Origin of the sequence: Nitrosovibrio tenuis, assembly GCF_900109785.1 — a bacterium.
Taxonomy (GTDB): domain Bacteria; phylum Pseudomonadota; class Gammaproteobacteria; order Burkholderiales; family Nitrosomonadaceae; genus Nitrosospira; species Nitrosospira tenuis_A.
Genome location: NZ_FOBH01000014.1, coordinates 36,017 through 50,966 on the forward strand (window position 1 = coordinate 36,017; position 14,950 = coordinate 50,966).

At 50.3% G+C, this 14,950-nt stretch carries 21 protein-coding genes and 2 tRNA genes; 13 read left to right on the top strand and 10 right to left on the bottom strand.

Translation table 11 applies throughout. From position 1 onward, the window contains the following. Positions 1 to 5 precede the first annotated feature (5 nt). From BMX00_RS14770 to BMX00_RS12845, 3 genes are all read right to left on the bottom strand, one after another. Positions 6 to 695 carry a Kazal-type serine protease inhibitor domain-containing protein gene (locus BMX00_RS14770; protein WP_218141557.1) on the bottom strand — a complete coding sequence of 230 codons (690 nt, stop codon included), beginning with the start codon at positions 693 to 695 and terminating at the stop codon, positions 6 to 8. Between the two features lie 116 nt (positions 696 to 811). Continuing rightward, positions 812 to 1,228 (bottom strand): hypothetical protein, encoded by a 417-nt coding sequence (locus BMX00_RS12840; protein WP_245728067.1) that lies wholly within the window; start codon positions 1,226 to 1,228, stop codon positions 812 to 814. A 320-nt stretch (positions 1,229 to 1,548) separates the two neighbouring features. Then, the gene (locus BMX00_RS12845) at positions 1,549 to 1,878 is read right to left on the bottom strand and encodes a hypothetical protein (protein WP_090829422.1); all 330 of its coding nucleotides are present in this window, start codon (positions 1,876 to 1,878) and stop codon (positions 1,549 to 1,551) included. A 227-nt stretch (positions 1,879 to 2,105) separates the two neighbouring features. Between BMX00_RS12845 and BMX00_RS12850 the strand changes: the two genes are divergently transcribed. After that, positions 2,106 to 2,387 (top strand): hypothetical protein, encoded by a 282-nt coding sequence (locus BMX00_RS12850; RefSeq protein WP_143053109.1) that lies wholly within the window; start codon positions 2,106 to 2,108, stop codon positions 2,385 to 2,387. 38 nt (positions 2,388 to 2,425) lie between these two features. Here the strand turns inward: BMX00_RS12850 and efp are convergent, their stop codons facing one another. Beyond that, on the bottom strand, positions 2,426 to 2,992 hold the full coding sequence (gene efp, locus BMX00_RS12855; protein ID WP_090829424.1) for an elongation factor P: 567 nt from the start codon (positions 2,990 to 2,992) through the stop codon (positions 2,426 to 2,428). A gap of 58 nt (positions 2,993 to 3,050) precedes the next feature. Between efp and BMX00_RS12860 the strand changes: the two genes are divergently transcribed. The 6 genes from BMX00_RS12860 to BMX00_RS12885 all read left to right on the top strand — a co-directional run bounded on the left by BMX00_RS12860 (position 3,051) and on the right by BMX00_RS12885 (position 7,374). Further along, positions 3,051 to 3,722: a uracil-DNA glycosylase gene (locus BMX00_RS12860; RefSeq protein WP_090829442.1), complete on the top strand. Its 672-nt coding sequence runs from the start codon at positions 3,051 to 3,053 to the stop codon at positions 3,720 to 3,722. 21 nt (positions 3,723 to 3,743) lie between these two features. After that, on the top strand, positions 3,744 to 3,932 hold the full coding sequence (locus BMX00_RS12865) for a tautomerase family protein (RefSeq protein WP_090829425.1): 189 nt from the start codon (positions 3,744 to 3,746) through the stop codon (positions 3,930 to 3,932). A gap of 409 nt (positions 3,933 to 4,341) precedes the next feature. Further along, positions 4,342 to 6,162 carry an excinuclease ABC subunit UvrC gene (gene uvrC / locus BMX00_RS12870; RefSeq protein WP_090829426.1) on the top strand — a complete coding sequence of 607 codons (1,821 nt, stop codon included), beginning with the start codon at positions 4,342 to 4,344 and terminating at the stop codon, positions 6,160 to 6,162. A gap of 275 nt (positions 6,163 to 6,437) precedes the next feature. Continuing rightward, positions 6,438 to 7,010 carry a CDP-diacylglycerol--glycerol-3-phosphate 3-phosphatidyltransferase gene (gene pgsA / locus BMX00_RS12875; protein ID WP_090829427.1) on the top strand — a complete coding sequence of 191 codons (573 nt, stop codon included), beginning with the start codon at positions 6,438 to 6,440 and terminating at the stop codon, positions 7,008 to 7,010. A 78-nt stretch (positions 7,011 to 7,088) separates the two neighbouring features. Further along, positions 7,089 to 7,163, top strand: a tRNA-Gly gene (locus BMX00_RS12880). Between the two features lie 137 nt (positions 7,164 to 7,300). Beyond that, positions 7,301 to 7,374, top strand: a tRNA-Cys gene (locus BMX00_RS12885). A 66-nt stretch (positions 7,375 to 7,440) separates the two neighbouring features. On the opposite strand, the gene BMX00_RS12890 is transcribed toward BMX00_RS12885, so the two are convergent. The 3 genes from BMX00_RS12890 to BMX00_RS12905 form a co-directional block, all read right to left on the bottom strand. Continuing rightward, complete coding sequence (locus BMX00_RS12890) at positions 7,441 to 7,662, bottom strand: tyrosine-type recombinase/integrase (RefSeq protein ID WP_177171864.1); 222 nt, start codon at positions 7,660 to 7,662, stop codon at positions 7,441 to 7,443. A 1,129-nt stretch (positions 7,663 to 8,791) separates the two neighbouring features. After that, a complete protein-coding gene (locus BMX00_RS12900; protein WP_090829430.1) occupies positions 8,792 to 8,986 on the bottom strand; it encodes a hypothetical protein in 195 nt (64 codons plus the stop codon). 335 nt (positions 8,987 to 9,321) lie between these two features. Beyond that, a complete protein-coding gene (locus BMX00_RS12905; RefSeq protein WP_177171865.1) occupies positions 9,322 to 9,954 on the bottom strand; it encodes a tyrosine-type recombinase/integrase in 633 nt (210 codons plus the stop codon). A gap of 84 nt (positions 9,955 to 10,038) precedes the next feature. On the opposite strand from BMX00_RS12905, the gene BMX00_RS12910 reads away from it, so the two are divergent. From BMX00_RS12910 to BMX00_RS12920, 3 genes are read left to right on the top strand one after another with little or no spacing between them, the layout of a single operon-like run. Continuing rightward, positions 10,039 to 10,419 (top strand): hypothetical protein, encoded by a 381-nt coding sequence (locus BMX00_RS12910; protein WP_143053110.1) that lies wholly within the window; start codon positions 10,039 to 10,041, stop codon positions 10,417 to 10,419. Continuing rightward, entirely contained in the window at positions 10,383 to 10,739 is a 357-nt protein-coding gene (locus BMX00_RS12915) for a hypothetical protein (RefSeq protein ID WP_090829432.1), read from the top strand. Before BMX00_RS12910 ends, BMX00_RS12915 begins: the two co-directional genes overlap by 37 nt. Before the next feature lie 50 nt (positions 10,740 to 10,789). Beyond that, positions 10,790 to 11,209, top strand: coding sequence for a CBS domain-containing protein (locus tag BMX00_RS12920; RefSeq protein WP_090829433.1), 420 nt, complete (start codon positions 10,790 to 10,792; stop codon positions 11,207 to 11,209). Between the two features lie 433 nt (positions 11,210 to 11,642). On the opposite strand, the gene BMX00_RS12925 is transcribed toward BMX00_RS12920, so the two are convergent. After that, positions 11,643 to 11,882: a hypothetical protein gene (locus BMX00_RS12925; protein WP_090829434.1), complete on the bottom strand. Its 240-nt coding sequence runs from the start codon at positions 11,880 to 11,882 to the stop codon at positions 11,643 to 11,645. Between the two features lie 509 nt (positions 11,883 to 12,391). Here BMX00_RS12925 and BMX00_RS12930 point away from each other — a divergent pair. Further along, a complete protein-coding gene (locus tag BMX00_RS12930; RefSeq protein WP_090829435.1) occupies positions 12,392 to 12,691 on the top strand; it encodes a hypothetical protein in 300 nt (99 codons plus the stop codon). 480 nt (positions 12,692 to 13,171) lie between these two features. After that, a complete protein-coding gene (locus tag BMX00_RS12935) occupies positions 13,172 to 13,525 on the top strand; it encodes an exosortase system-associated protein, TIGR04073 family (protein ID WP_090829436.1) in 354 nt (117 codons plus the stop codon). A gap of 306 nt (positions 13,526 to 13,831) precedes the next feature. Here the strand turns inward: BMX00_RS12935 and BMX00_RS15160 are convergent, their stop codons facing one another. Beyond that, complete coding sequence (locus BMX00_RS15160) at positions 13,832 to 14,119, bottom strand: anthrone oxygenase family protein (RefSeq protein WP_425433907.1); 288 nt, start codon at positions 14,117 to 14,119, stop codon at positions 13,832 to 13,834. On the opposite strand from BMX00_RS15160, the gene BMX00_RS14925 reads away from it, so the two are divergent. Continuing rightward, positions 14,030 to 14,302 (top strand): hypothetical protein, encoded by a 273-nt coding sequence (locus tag BMX00_RS14925; RefSeq protein ID WP_245728068.1) that lies wholly within the window; start codon positions 14,030 to 14,032, stop codon positions 14,300 to 14,302. The genes BMX00_RS15160 and BMX00_RS14925 overlap by 90 nt on opposite strands. Positions 14,303 to 14,388: 86 nt before the next feature. On the opposite strand, the gene BMX00_RS12945 is transcribed toward BMX00_RS14925, so the two are convergent. Beyond that, positions 14,389 to 14,664 carry a hypothetical protein gene (locus tag BMX00_RS12945; RefSeq protein WP_090829438.1) on the bottom strand — a complete coding sequence of 92 codons (276 nt, stop codon included), beginning with the start codon at positions 14,662 to 14,664 and terminating at the stop codon, positions 14,389 to 14,391. Positions 14,665 to 14,950: the final 286 nt, after the last annotated feature.

A 14,950-nucleotide genomic window follows, 5' to 3' on the forward strand; every position in this document is an offset into this window, starting at 1 on the left:
AGACTTCACGGTTTAACACATTTTTCCGGTTTGCTTTCGTCACACACGAGTTCTTCCGGCGGCTTGCATTTTCCAGAGTGATCAAGTGAAACGCGGGCACGCGCTGCCTCACATGCGTTTTCATAGGTTTTGCCATCACAACCGCAAACCGGATTGTATTGGGCGTTGCATACTTCCGGCACTGCTTTGCACGATCCCTGTGCGTCGGCTATTTTGCATTGCCCGGCGCCGACCCTACAGTATTGTGAACCAGGGCATAACGTCCCGAGAATACCCCCACAGTCCAATGGTTCGATGGGCTCGATATCCTTGCAACGCTGCGCCCATTCTATGGCGAGGAAGGTCTGTGCTTTATGGCGGATGGAAGATAGCTGGGCGACAAAACGCTTGAAATTCTCTGATCCTGCGCTGAATCGTGCTTCCGCGCACGCGGACAAGCCAAATTCGGTTGAGGTAGCGCCTCCTGCTCTGGGGTAATAAACATAGAATATATCTACGGTACCGGCAGCGATGGCATCCCCGATAATCTCCCGAACCAAACGCAGGGTCGTGTTATCCACGCTTCCCTGGGTACTGCCCACGGTAATATTGACGGCACGACCGTACTCATCGTTTTGAATATCGCCTTGTGCAAAGGAGGTTGCGCTGAGAAGAAGGGCCGATCCGAACAGAAAAATATAAATGAGTTTCTTCATTTTTCCTTGTGCACGGATAACCCTGTCAGGCTATTGGAATCTCCGAATAAGTTCTATATTATTTTTACTGGGAAAATTATTCAGAGATTCCCCGGCTGTTTGCCGCAATCGCAGGTCTAATTGGGGCCGATAGGTCCGCCTTGCTCCTCCTTCGGGTCTTTCATTGGTCGTCCCTCTTTGTCCCTGGCGAATTCAGGCACATGAGGGTCGCTGCTCGGTGAGGCCGGGTCCTTGGCCCGTTCCACCCTTTTCTTTTGATCTACATACCCGGTATCCATTTTTTCCGATGCTTTGGGCATACCGTATTTGTCTTTTTCCCCGGAATTTTTTGCACCATTCTTGTTCTTTCCGGCTGGACCCTGACCAGCAGGACCTTTGATGGTATCCTCCTTATCACTATAGTCGCCTGGGTTCTCCTTGGTATAACCACCACCTTGGGCATGAGCAATGCCCGACACGCCAAAAAATATGGTGCCGGCCAGACCCAGCACAGATGCCAGTGATCGTACGTTTGATGTAGAGAAGAATTTCATGGCTATTCCTTTTTTCATCCAGCAATATTGCTGTGTCATAAAGGTTACTCGGCATTTCCTAACTCTTCAGTGCGGTAACACACCAAAAATTATTTCTGATGCTCTTCAGTTAAAACGGGATGATGAAAAATTTCATTGAAGAGCAATGGCGGCTGCGTCGGCTTGCTTTTCCGGGCCTGCGTCAGGCTTGGCAGCAAAAGGCAGCTGCTCTTTGCCTGGTGCCTTGCGCCTTTTGCCTGGCCGCCTTTGAGCACCCATCCGCAAGCGTTGAAGCAACTGCGAGCAAGCGTCTCTATGCAGAGTTATTCTTACAGATTGCCTTAATATCTGCCTTTGAGCCTGGGACCCGTGCCATTTGTTGGAGAGTGATCATATAAGTCATTATCCCCATCTCTGGCCGAGCCTTGATATGAGCCGCCATATTTGTCACCGCTCGGCCGCTGGGTGCTGCCATACTGGCCCCGCTCGCCGGAGCCGCTCGTGCCATAGTCGGATTTTTTGCCTGCGGCGTCGGAACCTGGCGCGGAGCCGCCGTATGGCGCAGGCGACTCAATCTGATCTGCGGAATACCCCTGCGCATATGCTGTGCCAGCGACAACAAAGACGAGCGCGGTAGCCAGTACGGTTGATTTTAATATCGAGTTTTTCACGGCTATTTCCCTAGTCGGATGCAGCAAAATTGCTGTAACTCAATCCTATCGGCGGGATGGTAATTGTTCAGTGCGTTATCACACGGAGGCACCTAAGCGAAACAGCCCGGCAGACTGCGCTATTCCGGATTCATCAATATCATATTGACCCGGAATGTATTCATGGGTGTGAGCATCGTCACTGTCCATGTTGTGTCATAGACCAAAAGCGGGCCCTTGAATCAAAATTGACGATGGTAATTGAGATTGGCATTAACGGCCGCTCATCTAGAGGTGCGTCGTTCAGCCAGGACAGTGCGGATGTGGCTTTTCTCCCCTTCGGTAGCCAGCTGGCCGGTGATCAGGACTGCAGGAACTTTAATTGGCGGGGAACTTATGCCACACAAACAGGTATAATCTACGGCTTGAACTTCAAATACGTGAACGACTTCGCCGCCGGGGCTTTTCCGGGCAGCGTCGCGAAATGTGCCTTTCAGCCCGGCTGGTCGCCGTGGGTCGAATGGAACTAGGTCAGGGAGGGGAGAGCTGACCGGAAGGGTGAATTAAGCTATGCTCGCTCGATATATTCACCGCTGTCAGTATTGATCTTTATTTTCTCGCCTTGCAAAACGAATGGCGGAACCATGACGACCAAGCCGGTTTCCATTGTGGCGGGCTTGTAAGAGCTGGTGGCCGTCGCTCCCTTAAGGTTGGGCTCAGTGTCGGTGATGGTCAGCACCACGCTGGCAGGGAGCTGGACGCCAATGGCGCGGTCATTGTGAAAATTGACTTGCACATCCGTGTTGGGAAGCAGGTATTCGTACTGACCCTCAAGGAATTCCTGCGACAGGTTTAGCTGCTCATAATTTTCCTTATCCATGAAAATATAATTGTCGCCGTCCTGGTAGAGGAAGGTCATCTCGCGCGGTTCAACAAAGGCACGTTCCACTTTGTCTTCGGTACGTATGCGCTGATTGGTTTTGGTTCCCGCTTCGATATCCTTCATCTCGACTTGCATGAATGCTCCGCCTCGACCCCCTACATGGACGTGATAAGATTTCAGCACGCGCCAGATCCGCTTGTCCCACTCGATCAGGTTGCCGACACGAATTTCAGTTGCGAGAACTTTAGCCATTGTTTTTCCAGTGAATCAAAAAACGCGCATCTTACTACAAAAAGTCGACGATAGTCTTATGCAATCCAGATTTTCAGTGGATTGCCGCAAGTGCGGCCGGTTGGCCGGATTTCTGGATGAGGTAAAATCCCGCTATCCGGATTATTACGCTCGCCCGGTACCCGCCTTTGGAGACGAGGCGCCGAGGCTGCTCATCATCGGTCTGGCACCCGGCATGCATGGCGCAAATCGCACCGGTAGACCTTTTACAGGTGATTTCGCAGGTATATTGTTATATCGAACGCTATATAAATTTGGTTTTGCCAATCATGAGGGTTCTGCTTCAGTAAAAGATAATTTGCAGCTCATGCAATGCCGTATTACCAACGCCGTGAAATGCCTGCCGCCGGAAAATAAACCGGATTCAAGCGAGATACGTCAATGCAATCATTATCTCGCGGCGGAAATCGCTGATTTTAAGGCTGGAGGAGGCGCTGCGCTGCTTGCTCTGGGTGCTATTGCTCATCAGGCGGTCCTCATGGCACTGCAGCTCAAGCCTGGCATCTATCCTTTCAGTCATGGCGCGGTTCATGCATTACCCGGTAATTCAACGGCCAAGGCCTTGAATAACTGTAGCCTGACGCTATATGACAGCTATCATTGCAGCCGCTACAATACCCAGACGCGACGTCTCACGCCCAGCATGTTCGAGCAGATATTTGAAAAAATTCGTGCTGATATGACTGCTTGATAATAAACCGGAGATTAATCCATGCCTTATGTAAATATTCGCATTGCCGGCACTCTCAGCCGCGAGCAGAAGAAACAGATTGCCCAGGAAATTACCGATACGCTCGAGCGCGTCGCACACAAACCGAAATCCTATACATACATTGCTTTCGATGAATTGCCGCACGAAAGCTGGGCCATAGCCGGAACCCTGCTGGGAGATGAAGATTAAATCTAATCCGGCAGTTAACCGCTCATTTTTCAGTTTAGCGCTATGATTCACAAAGACCTCTTGCGATACCTGATCTTTACCTTATGGTAAGTTCGCTACGGGGCGGATTGCACATTTTTTGTGACCCATGGCTGCGTTGCAACTCCTTGGAATGGGAGCCCCACAGCGTTGCACAAGGAGCCCCACGAAGGGGAGATCGGGCAGCGGCGGGGATGCTGCGGTCGTGCTTATGGATTATGGTTAGGCGCCCACATCCCACTGGGGGGTCGCATCTTCCCGCGGAAGGCACTGCTCCGTCCTGCGCGGTCGCGCCATTCCGCATCGTTGCGCCTTGCCCTGCATCCCAAAAACTGCACACTCCACCCCGTCCAACTGCCGGATTTAGGTTAAAAGAGGAGGATTAAGCGCCTTGCCGGCAGAGTCTAGTTTCGACGCGAAAGCCTTTTGCTCCAGTCTTCCATCCCAGCCCGGCGTTTATCGCATGTTGAACGCCATGGCCCAGGTGATCTATGTCGGTAAAGCCATTGATCTCCGAAAACGGGTTTCCTCTTATTTTCAAAAGAACGGGCTGGGCCCGCGCACCCAGTTGATGGTATCCCAGGTTACGGCGATTGAAACAACCGTCACCCGCTCTGAAGCCGAGGCGCTGCTGCTGGAAAACAACTTAATAAAGTCTTTAACTCCCCGATACAACATACTGTTTAGAGACGATAAATCTTATCCATACGTAATCCTGAGCGGTCACCGGTTTCCCCGGCTTGGCTTCTACCGCGGCGCATTGGATAAGAAGCATCATTATTTTGGTCCGTTCCCCAATGCAGGGATGGTGAGGGAGAGCATACAGCTTCTGCAAAAAGTTTTCAGGCTGCGCACATGCGAAGACACTGTATTCAGCAATCGTACCCGGCCTTGTCTGCTCTATCAGATCCACCGGTGCAGCGGGCCCTGCGTCGATCTGATCAGTGAGCAGACCTATCGGGAAGATGCCAAAGATGCCGAGCTTTTCCTGCAGGGCAAGCAGACCGAAGTATTGCAAAGAATCGCCAGAAAGATGAAGGAAGCCGCCGATGCCCAGGATTATGAGCGAGCCGCGTTGTTCCGCGACCAGATACAGTCGCTGCGTAAAATCCGTGAAAAACAGTTCGTGGACAGCGGCAACGCCCTGGATGCGGATGTGATCGCCTGTGTGGCCGAGCCTAACGGTAGCGGGAGAATTTGTGTAAATCTGGCCATGGTTAGGGGAGGGCGCCACCTGGGGGATAAAAGTTTTTTCCCGCAAAATGCGGGGGGGTACGACCCGCCGGAGGCGGTAGAGGCTTTTCTGGCCCAGCATTACCTCAACCGAAGTGTGCCCAGCCTTATCATTGTGGGTGAAAAAATCCGCCGCGAGGCACTGCAGACTTTGCTCGCCGAACAATCCGGCCAGAAGATCATTATCAACGCCAACCCCATCGGCAACCGTCGGGTCTGGCTGAATATGGCAACAGAAAACGCGCGGCTGGCACTTGAACAAATGCTGAGCAGGCAGGCAAGCCAGGAGGAGCGGCTGCAAGCATTACAGCAGGCTCTGGATATCCCTGGGCTCAGTCGCGTCGAGTGCTTCGACATCAGTCATACGCTTGGCGAAGCAACTATTGCATCCTGCGTGGTGTATGACAACTTTTCAATGCGCAGCAGCGAATACCGCCGCTACAATATTAACGGTATCGTGCCGGGAGATGACTACGCGGCCATGCGTGATGTTCTTTCGCGGCGTTATCGCAAAATTGCTGAAGGCGAGAGCAGGCTCCCCGATCTGATTCTGATCGATGGCGGCAAAGGTCAGGTGAGTGCTGCTCAGGAGGTATTGGTCGAGCTTGGGTTGAATGATGCGAACCTGTTAGGGGTGGCCAAAGGCGAGGAGCGCAAGCCCGGTCTGGAACAATTGATTTTCCCAGGGGTGGAAAACCCGTTACAATTGCCAAAGGACCATCCTGGATTGCATCTCATCCAGCAAATTCGCGATGAAGCTCACCGTTTTGCGATTTATGGCCATCGCGCCAAACTAGGCAAATCTCGAATCACTTCAAGTCTGGAGCAAATTGAGGGTATCGGCGCCAAGCGTCGTCAGAGCCTCCTGGCGAGGTTCGGGGGACTGAAAGGCGTACAGAAGGCGAGTATTGAAGAATTGCAGCAAGTGGACGGTATCAGCCGCGCAATGGCGGAAAAGATTTACCGGGAATTGCATTGAATACCGTTGCTGATTTATTCCTCGATTTGCACTGTGGATGACTTCGAAGACTTGCCCGGCAAACTCATCGCCATCTGACAGGCAAGGGGGCAGGGCGAGAACCAAAATGTTGACATTATAAGAAATGGCATATAAGAGAATATTTGTTTGAGAGCAACAAAGTATCGCAGTAGGCAGGATAAAGCCAGGCTTAAGGGGTCAAATCGCGAAACGGGGATCCGTCGGCTCCAGGTTTTTTGGAATCACCATTTCTAACGGCATATTTGTGAGCCTCCATGCCTTTTAACCTGCCTAACGTACTCACCTGGATGCGCATACTGGCCATCCCGCTATTTGTGGGCATCTTCTATTTCCCGCCCACCTGGTTAGCTCAATCCGACCAGAATCTGATCGCTACAATTATATTCACGGTCGCGGCAATCACCGATTGGTTGGACGGTTATCTTGCGAGGGTTCTCCATCAAACTTCAGCTTTTGGCGCCTTTCTCGACCCGGTGGCGGATAAATTGATGGTCGCGGCGGCATTAATCGTGCTTGTCTACTTGAGCAGGCTCGATGCCCTTATTGCGTTTATCATAATCGGACGGGAGATTACGATTTCGGCCCTGCGCGAATGGATGGCGCAGATCGGCAAAGGCAAAAATATGGCCGTTTCTTTTCTTGGGAAATTGAAAACTACATCGCAAATGGCGGCTATTCCATTGTTGTTATATCATGAAAAGGTCGGTGAACATTTTAACCCGCAGGAAGTGGGAACGTGGCTCATCTATTTAGCTGCCGTACTGACGCTGTGGTCAATGGCGTATTATTTGAAGGCGGCAATTCCTCAGGCATTGAAGCACGGATAAAGCCAGTTTAACCTGTGCGCTCGCCTGCCCTTTCTTGACAAAGACGGCGGCATCCTTATAATGCCAGATTGTTTTTTTGCGGGAATAGCTCAGTGGTAGAGCACAACCTTGCCAAGGTTGGGGTCGCGAGTTCGAGCCTCGTTTCCCGCTCCAGTTACTGGGAAAATGGATCCGTTCGCATCAGGCAGTCGATCGCATCACGCGCCTTATGCTGAAATCCGTTTTCCCTTTTTAGTTTTTTACGCTCGCACTACAACGGTGCAACGTGACCAGTTTGGTCGCGCAGTAATGGCGGGGTGGCAGAGTGGTCATGCAGCGGCCTGCAAAGCCGTCTACGCCGGTTCGATTCCGACCCCCGCCTCCAATATCCATGCGGTTCTTCATGGTTCAGCGGTTTTTCCTGCTATATCGTATAGCAAATATATAGCAATCAGCCAAATGCTTTTTTGATTGCATCCTGCTTTTGCTGGTCGGCAAAGTGCGCATACCGCTTCGTGCTTGCCAGCGATTTATGCCTAAGCAGCTTTCCTGTCAAATACAAATCCACTCCATTCTGTACCAGCCATGAACCATAGGCATGTCTCAGATCATGGAAGCGCAGATCATCCCTACCTATCTCTGCCAGAGCCCTACGGAAGTAAACTGACATCATGCGGTAGCTTATGCCTATGGGTAGCATGGCCGGCGTGAGTTTGAAGTTTGCGGGTAGCTTCCGCTCAATTGTATCTTTGCTCGGAACTATAACTGTGATATTTTGATTACGGTCCTGTTTAACTGTAATCTCTGCGGTGATTTTTCTTTTTGATACTTAAAAAAGGAGAGCAGTGTGCCGCAATTTACGAAGGTGCTCAGGCAGCACGCTCTAATGTGCGCGCATCAAGTTAGGAGACATAACCCTGACAACCCTGAGAAAGCAAAGAGCGCGTACGAACGGGCAATGAAATTCGATGGACATAACTGCCCAACCTGTTGGGTAGATTTCAACCGTGTGACTGAGCTAAAAGTCGAGGCATCGCTCCATCAAACGAACTTCTACCTCTGCAATCACTGCGAATTTGGAGTCGCATTCTCCGAGGAAGGATCCACTGAATGAAGAGGTCACTCATCTGTGCAGCGTTTGGTTACATTAAAACAGAAGGGCTTTTACTAGCGTCCACACGACGGAAAGCATCAGACGAGGGTAAGGAATATCTGTATGAGCTGGTGCGGCGCTATCGCCAAGAATGCGAGAAAGGCAATGAATAAAAATATTGCTGCTGCGGCAAACATTAGGAGATCGGCGACCAGCAGATGAAGAGGAAGACTTGGTGGGGGAGCATGGTCTAGTGATCTGCTCGCGTCACTCTACTTTACCGGGCGTGAAAAGGGTAGGCGATTTATGCGGGGGTTAGTAGGGGGTTCGGGTCACAACATGCGGAGTTAAGTGCCTTCCGTATCCCTTCGCTGGGCTTTCCGTTGCCCAACTCTTTAGCCTTCTGCCAGCTCGCTTCATCGATGTAGATGTTCCGGCGCTTACCGTCCTGCATTAGCTTCGGGCGGCCCTCGGGGTTAGGGATGTGTTTTCGTTTTTCCGTCATTGCAAAAGCTCTGATGTTTTTTCTCGTATCATTTTATCCTCTTATTTTAGAGCCGGGAACCGCTCGACAGCGCTGCCGGCTCACCATTGCAATATTAAACACTACGTCCATCAGCCCGCTTTGACCCGGCGGGCAGCCAGTGCGCATCACCCAGCCTGAGCTCAGCATACAATGCTGCATGGATTGTTTGCAAGACCTCTTTTTTCATTTTGTCTCTTCTGATTTATACTTACTTCCAATGTGGGACGCCACCATATCTGTATGAATTTGCATTAGTCGCTCTATTTCTTTCGCGTCAGGAGCATCGCTATCTATGGCATTTCTATATGCCACTTTTGCAGCTATTATGTCCAATTCCTCTTGAGTATGTTCTTCTCCCGTGCTCGGGTTAATGCTCATTATTCTTGCCCCTTATCATTACGTTATCGCTGTGTTAATTATCCACACACATAATAAGGAGTCAAGGGGGTTTTGAGATATGTTAATTCCGTCGAATTCGGCGGTTTCGAACTAAGGTAAAATTTACCCTAGTTGCCCATGCAAATGGTGCATAGCAGATATATAGCAATCAAGTGTCAAAACAGCCTCTTTTGGCCAATTCTGTCACTTATAAGTGATTGAATATATTGAATTCATGGATATATTCAACGCACTGCAAAGCCGTCTACGCCGGTTCGATTCCGACCCCCGCCTCCATAAAATCAATAACTTACGTAAATGTGTTTCGCCATATTTTAAACCTCTTTCGCCATAATTTCGGTTTTTCCCGTTTGGCATAACCAGACAACAAAACTGGAGACACTTTCTCTCCGACGCGGGTGCGCACATATTCGGCAGTCATCGACTCGGTGGTATGTCCCAACAACTTCCTGGCGCTCGACGTGCTCTCCATGTCTGATGCACTTTTGGCGCGAAGGTCTCTGAACTGGAAGTTCGTGAATGCGACACCCAATTTCTGCGGCATGTTTCTCTCCCCGGTCTCTCGCCAACTTGAATTGGCTGCGGAAATATCTCGAGTGCTTTAGCTGTTGGCCTTTGGTATCACAAAGCAAAGTCATGCCGACAACACCTCGCGACCTGATACGCTCGATCACTGTGGCCAGTTCCCCAACTATATCGATTTGAAGCCGCGCCTTAGTCTTCCCTTGCTCGACCGATAGCGAGCCATCCTTCACCTGATCCCACCGCATCTTAAGCACGTCTGCCGGCCGCTGTCCAGTAAGGTAGGCGAGATCAATTGCGTCCTGAATCACCGGTGACGCGCACTCATAGATCAACGCCAGCATTTCATCCGTGACGTAAAGATCCCGACCTTCCTTTATCTTCATTTGCCGGGTCGTGCCGGTAACCGGGTTGGCTGCAGCCATGAAGAGCTCAAGCCCATTCTGAAGCAGATTGCAGCCCTGCGCCGCGCCGACGTTGAAAAGAAAGCGCGCCAGTACGGTTTGGATATGAGCAAGGAATCTGACCGGCTTATCGCGGCTGAAGAGGTTCTTGCCGAGATGGCTCGTCGGCTAAGCACGGCCAACTGTGATGTTACAAACAGGCGTAAGCGCGCTATTGTACTGACGTACACCAGAGATTCAGTGTGGGTATTGGGAGAGCATGGTGTTCAAAAAACCGCCTCTCGTATGAGACTTATCGCACTGAACAATTCAAAGGCCAGCGTAGTATTTCCCGACAGCAATTTCGCTGATTACTACGAGGCACATCATGAAAAATACTTCGTTTTTAATGAAAACATCGCGATCGATCCTACTGGCCGGCATGATGTTCGGAATAGCCGGCATGGGACATGCGCAAAGCAGTGCAGGTGGCGCAGCGGGCGGTAGTGCCGGTGGAGGAACTGCTGGTAGCGGTGCCGGTCAGGCTGGTGGAGGAATGTCTGGCCAGAGCGGATCAATGTCAGGATCCGGCCAAGGGTCATCCATGTCGGGACAATCCTCTACTGGGCAAGGAGGCGTCGCCGGACAACCAGGTGGCCCGACATCCGGCCAAGGCATGTCTGGAAAGAAAGGCACACCAAGAGATTCAACCAGAACACAAGGGTCCGGTTCGACTGGAGGGCAGTCATCTGGGACGGGCTCTAGTTCCGTACCAGGGTCAAGCACTTCAGGGACGCCATCCGGATCAGGTGGTTACTGATCAGTAACTGAGACACCGCCGTTCATCTTAGGATAAAAAATCTTTTAGGAGTTTGACATGGAAAAAGTCAGCGATGTCATGCATACCAATGTAGAAACCATTGGCCCGGAAGAGACCATAGAAGAAGCAGCGCAACAGATGCGAAACGGTGATTTCGGGGTTTTGCCGGTGGTAGATGGTGACAACCTGATCGGAATTATCACCGATCGAGACATCGTCGTCAGAGCGGTTGCAGAAGGCAAAGGTCCGGACACACCGGTTGAAGAGGCTATGTCGGACGAGGTTGTAAGTGTACATGAGGATGCCTCTGTAGAAGAGGCTGCCCAGGTAATGAGTGACCATCAGATACGCCGTTTGGCAGTTGTTGATGCTGAGAACAAGCTTGTGGGAATCGTATCGCTTGGGGATTTTGCTGTAGAGAGCTCCGACTTGGGCCCGGTTGTCGAAACGCTCTCCGATGTTTCGAGGCCGGCTTGAGTAATCAGTGGCTGCTGGCAGGCCATAAAACAGGGAGAGTCAATATAGAAGTATAGAAATGGATAACCCACTTATACTTTGGGTTGTATATTTTCTCGTTCTTGCAGTGGGATTAGGGCTCGTGGTAGTGACCTGATTGCAATAAAGCATAAAAACCGCCGCTTGTGAAAAATAAAAAAGCCCGGCAGAAGGGGGTCTGCCGGGCTGTGCCTCATGAGAATAGGCACTCCATAGCACCTTAGGGATGGCGCGAACAGAATCTCATAAAAATATGTCCGGTTCGTGACGGCGCGACGCCATCAGTCACAAACCCTCCCGGCGACTGTATGAGCATATGCATCGTCTGTATCTTGCTTTGAACGCCAAGTGCAAACGCACCAAAAACTCGCTGAAAGGCGGGTTTTCTAACCCACCCATAAGCCGGTGGGGTTTTTTATTCAGGATCGGGTGCAGCGGTATCCGTGTTTATGACTTTAAGATCGCTTGTGGAAGGTGCCACGCCAAGGCAAGGCCCTGATTTCTTCGCCCAATAAACCTTGGGTTCGGGCCAGCCGTGCAGCTTTTCTTCAAAAAGATAAGGTGCCATGTCTTTTGTTGAAGATTCATAGATCCCATCGCTAACGCGCACGATTGATCCGTCCGCATTACGGATATAGGGTACAAGTAGACCCATGACAACGAACCTCCAAAAGTACGTGCAAGGTTGTATGACTGAAATGACTGACGAATCGGTCGAGAATTGTAGCCTGCGCTTTGTGAAACAATCGTAAGTTTATTGTGAGATATTCTCTGTAGGGCCCGCCACTAAGCGGGCTTTTTTTGCGGTTCACTCGGCTGTATTAGAGATCTAAGAGGAGCTAAGCCGGTGCTGAAGCCCTCCGGCTGCTCCCAATACACTCGAGACTCAGGCCATCCATCGAGCGTTTCTTCATGGACGTAAGGATTTATTTCGTCATAACCGTGAAGGACTATGTATGTGGTCATTGCCCCAGCAAAAAGATAAGAACCCTTGTGGGGTTGTATGCCTATAGCGGGAGGTGTCGGTGGCACAATAGCTGAGGATCTGTCGCAGAGGTCGAACCATCTATGATTGTGCGGGAACCGGACGTGCGATAGCGTACGGTTTCTATTTCATATGTCACGTAGACTTTTGCTTTAGCTGTGTTATATAGCGGAGCCGCCATGAAAGACCTTTCCTCAAGAAGTAAGGAAGTTAGAGCGATAGTTTTTGTCAACATGCTGCTTTTGGGTTGTTTTACAGGTGGCGTTTATGCTCAGTCGCAAAATCTTAAGGGTGAAAACACGCAAAAATCCCAAATAACGGACGAGAAACCTGCGAATAAGCGCGATGCAACAAATGACGCTAGAACAACGGGAAAAGAGCAATCGAAGCAAAAGCCGCGTAAAGACGCAGGGAATTATAAAGGTGCTCAGCCGCCGCAAGGCGGTCGGATAGGTCAAGGTCCAGACCATCCCTATTAAATATACTAGGTCGGGTTTTACCCCATTTCAACGGACGGTTTGGTTAAGTCTAAATTGCATTGTTGAAGCATTCTGTCGACGTTTTATTGGTTGTGGAATCGCACATGTAATCGAAGATATCTGTCCTTGCTGCCACGGGAGAAGCCGGTAGACGTTGTGTCGGGAATGTGATCTAGCCAATCTTATTATTGCTTGCTCGGGCGCCGAGCGCGAGCATAGGCTTGGCAGCTAATATACTGGAACCCGCCCCGCGCCATACCTTCCATTGAACACAAATCATGCGGAGCGCAATCTCCCTCATATTATAGGGGTTGAGACTCAATTCTCCACAAAAGCACCAACGATCCTGATTCTGGTGAGCTAAAATACTTTGCTGCCGTCAATAAAACGGCAATACATTAAGTTTACGGCAGCCAGCATTTCTAATGACAATCTGAACACAGGCGCAAATTTTTGTTTAATCCTTTTTTGGAGATATTAATGAAAAACATGTTCAAAGCACTGCTGGTACTCTCCGCGCTATTCTTTTTTTCACCGCAGGCGGCAATGGCTGAAGGCTACGCCGAAAAAGCGGGCGAGAAATTGACAGATGGGGTCGCTAATGCCGTTACTGGTGTTCTGGAATTCCCTAAGACCGTGATAGTGGATAGTCAAAGTCAGGGTCCCGCTTATGGGATGACATTCGGGCTCGTCAAGGGTATGTGGAACACGATTTTTCGTACAGGGGTGGGCATTTTCGATGCAGTAACCTTTATGATTCCCACTAAGACGTTAGTGACTCCTAAAGTTGTTTGGCAGGACTTTAATAAGCCAACCACCTTCAATCTCTTCTAGCCGTTATTCTGGTTGTCATCGCGCCAGTACAATCGATCAGTTCTCCAAAACGAATAGATGAATTTGGATGCTGAAAGTGAAGTTATATTTTCGCCACGCCTTGAAAAAGCGTCGGATATAACGGCACCTTTCTCGGCCGTGGCGAAACAAAATTAACCTAGTGATTGAGCCTCGTTCCTGGACTATAAAGCGATCTAGGCCGATTCTATCCCGAGCCCGAGGGGGGAGAATCGTCCCGTCTGGCTGCTTTCATATGCTGAGCTGGTAGATACAAAGCACTATGTTTAGTTCGAGTTCATGCGCTGGTTAGACTCTGAGTAGCTCAACAATATAGATCCCAGACGCCAACAAACTTAGTATGGTGCGCACAGCGTGGAGCTTCCCCCACTTTTTCAGCAGTGCTCGGGTTTCACTCGACGCCAGGTCACGTCCTGGAGCTAGAAGCTGATGGTTCGTGGGCATGATTACGATGAACGTGAATGGCAACGACCAAACCAATAAGTATTGCCCAATAAGCCACGTGAGGCCTCCATCAAGCAACCAGGCGGACATCCCCCCGGCGAAACTCAGAATAGCCAATGGAGCTTGCATCATAGTCGCGCGTTTGTAGCTGGGAGCCCAAATCGTAGCAGCGGTCTTCATATCGCAGCCCATCCGTGCAGGATGCTCAACAAGATTGATGTAGAGCGCGGCGCCCGCAAAAACGGTACCACAAAAAACAGCGACGAATTGCGCGACGTGGAGCATCTCGATACCCGCTCGGGACTGATGGCATAAGCAAACCTTAAACCTGTAAATCTGTAAACTTGGACTTCAGGTGTGCTGGCAAGAACAAACACCGTAAATTGCTGGCTTTTTTCGAGTCAGAAATGCTCACTTTGAGGCCGCTGCAAGGCGGGTTTTTTGTTTTTTCTTTGTCGGGTCCGCCGTGCGATTTTAGGTGAAGTTTGAGCCTCATAGGGTGCCATACCAATGCTCGCACCTATTTTCTTTGCCCAGAACACTTTCAATTCAGGCCAACCCACGAGGGGTTGCTCATGCGCATCTGGGCCTAAAGGACCGTAGTAATGAAATACTGCGTAGTCGTTGCGCTCGATTATCCCTGCTTCTGTTCGGGTGTAAAGAACATATGTAGTCATCGGCTTTTTTCATTTAGTTATAAATCTTCTTTTTTTATACCATTCGCTTGTTACACAAAGTAGAGCTCAGATATTTTAATAATTGTGGTCCGTTCGAATTATCGGAATCCGCTAATCCAGCGGCTTTTCATTTCTGGTCCACCAGGCGGGGGTTTTTTATGAAAAGATGGATCAGGTCAGCAAGCGAAAACCTGACGTCATCCCCAAAAACCTGGGCAATTCTAAATTAGAGTAAAGTCGCATCTGGCTCCCCTATTGAAGGAGTTTGAAGCGATGAAGAGATCCC

Bases quoted from the DNA above. Each gene is read 5' to 3' on its own strand.
- efp (WP_090829424.1), bottom strand. From the start codon at position 2,992: ATGGCTAAAGTTCTCGCAACTGAAATTCGTGTCGGCAACCTGATCGAG.
- BMX00_RS12860 (WP_090829442.1), top strand. From the start codon at position 3,051: ATGCAATCCAGATTTTCAGTGGATTGCCGCAAGTGCGGCCGGTTGGCC.
- BMX00_RS12890 (WP_177171864.1), bottom strand. From the start codon at position 7,662: ATGATGTCAGTTTACTTCCGTAGGGCTCTGGCAGAGATAGGTAGGGAT.
- BMX00_RS15160 (WP_425433907.1), bottom strand. From the start codon at position 14,119: ATGATGCAAGCTCCATTGGCTATTCTGAGTTTCGCCGGGGGGATGTCC.
- BMX00_RS12915 (WP_090829432.1), top strand. From the start codon at position 10,383: ATGCGCAAAGCAGTGCAGGTGGCGCAGCGGGCGGTAGTGCCGGTGGAG.
- BMX00_RS14770 (WP_218141557.1), bottom strand. From the start codon at position 695: ATGAAGAAACTCATTTATATTTTTCTGTTCGGATCGGCCCTTCTTCTC.
- BMX00_RS12900 (WP_090829430.1), bottom strand. From the start codon at position 8,986: ATGAGCATTAACCCGAGCACGGGAGAAGAACATACTCAAGAGGAATTG.
- BMX00_RS12865 (WP_090829425.1), top strand. From the start codon at position 3,744: ATGCCTTATGTAAATATTCGCATTGCCGGCACTCTCAGCCGCGAGCAG.
- pgsA (WP_090829427.1), top strand. From the start codon at position 6,438: ATGCCTTTTAACCTGCCTAACGTACTCACCTGGATGCGCATACTGGCC.
- BMX00_RS12945 (WP_090829438.1), bottom strand. From the start codon at position 14,664: ATGACTACATATGTTCTTTACACCCGAACAGAAGCAGGGATAATCGAG.
- BMX00_RS12905 (WP_177171865.1), bottom strand. From the start codon at position 9,954: ATGGCTGCAGCCAACCCGGTTACCGGCACGACCCGGCAAATGAAGATA.
- BMX00_RS12930 (WP_090829435.1), top strand. From the start codon at position 12,392: ATGAAAGACCTTTCCTCAAGAAGTAAGGAAGTTAGAGCGATAGTTTTT.
- BMX00_RS12935 (WP_090829436.1), top strand. From the start codon at position 13,172: ATGAAAAACATGTTCAAAGCACTGCTGGTACTCTCCGCGCTATTCTTT.
- BMX00_RS12910 (WP_143053110.1), top strand. From the start codon at position 10,039: ATGAGCAAGGAATCTGACCGGCTTATCGCGGCTGAAGAGGTTCTTGCC.
- BMX00_RS12925 (WP_090829434.1), bottom strand. From the start codon at position 11,882: ATGGGTCTACTTGTACCCTATATCCGTAATGCGGACGGATCAATCGTG.
- BMX00_RS12920 (WP_090829433.1), top strand. From the start codon at position 10,790: ATGGAAAAAGTCAGCGATGTCATGCATACCAATGTAGAAACCATTGGC.
- BMX00_RS12840 (WP_245728067.1), bottom strand. From the start codon at position 1,228: ATGAAATTCTTCTCTACATCAAACGTACGATCACTGGCATCTGTGCTG.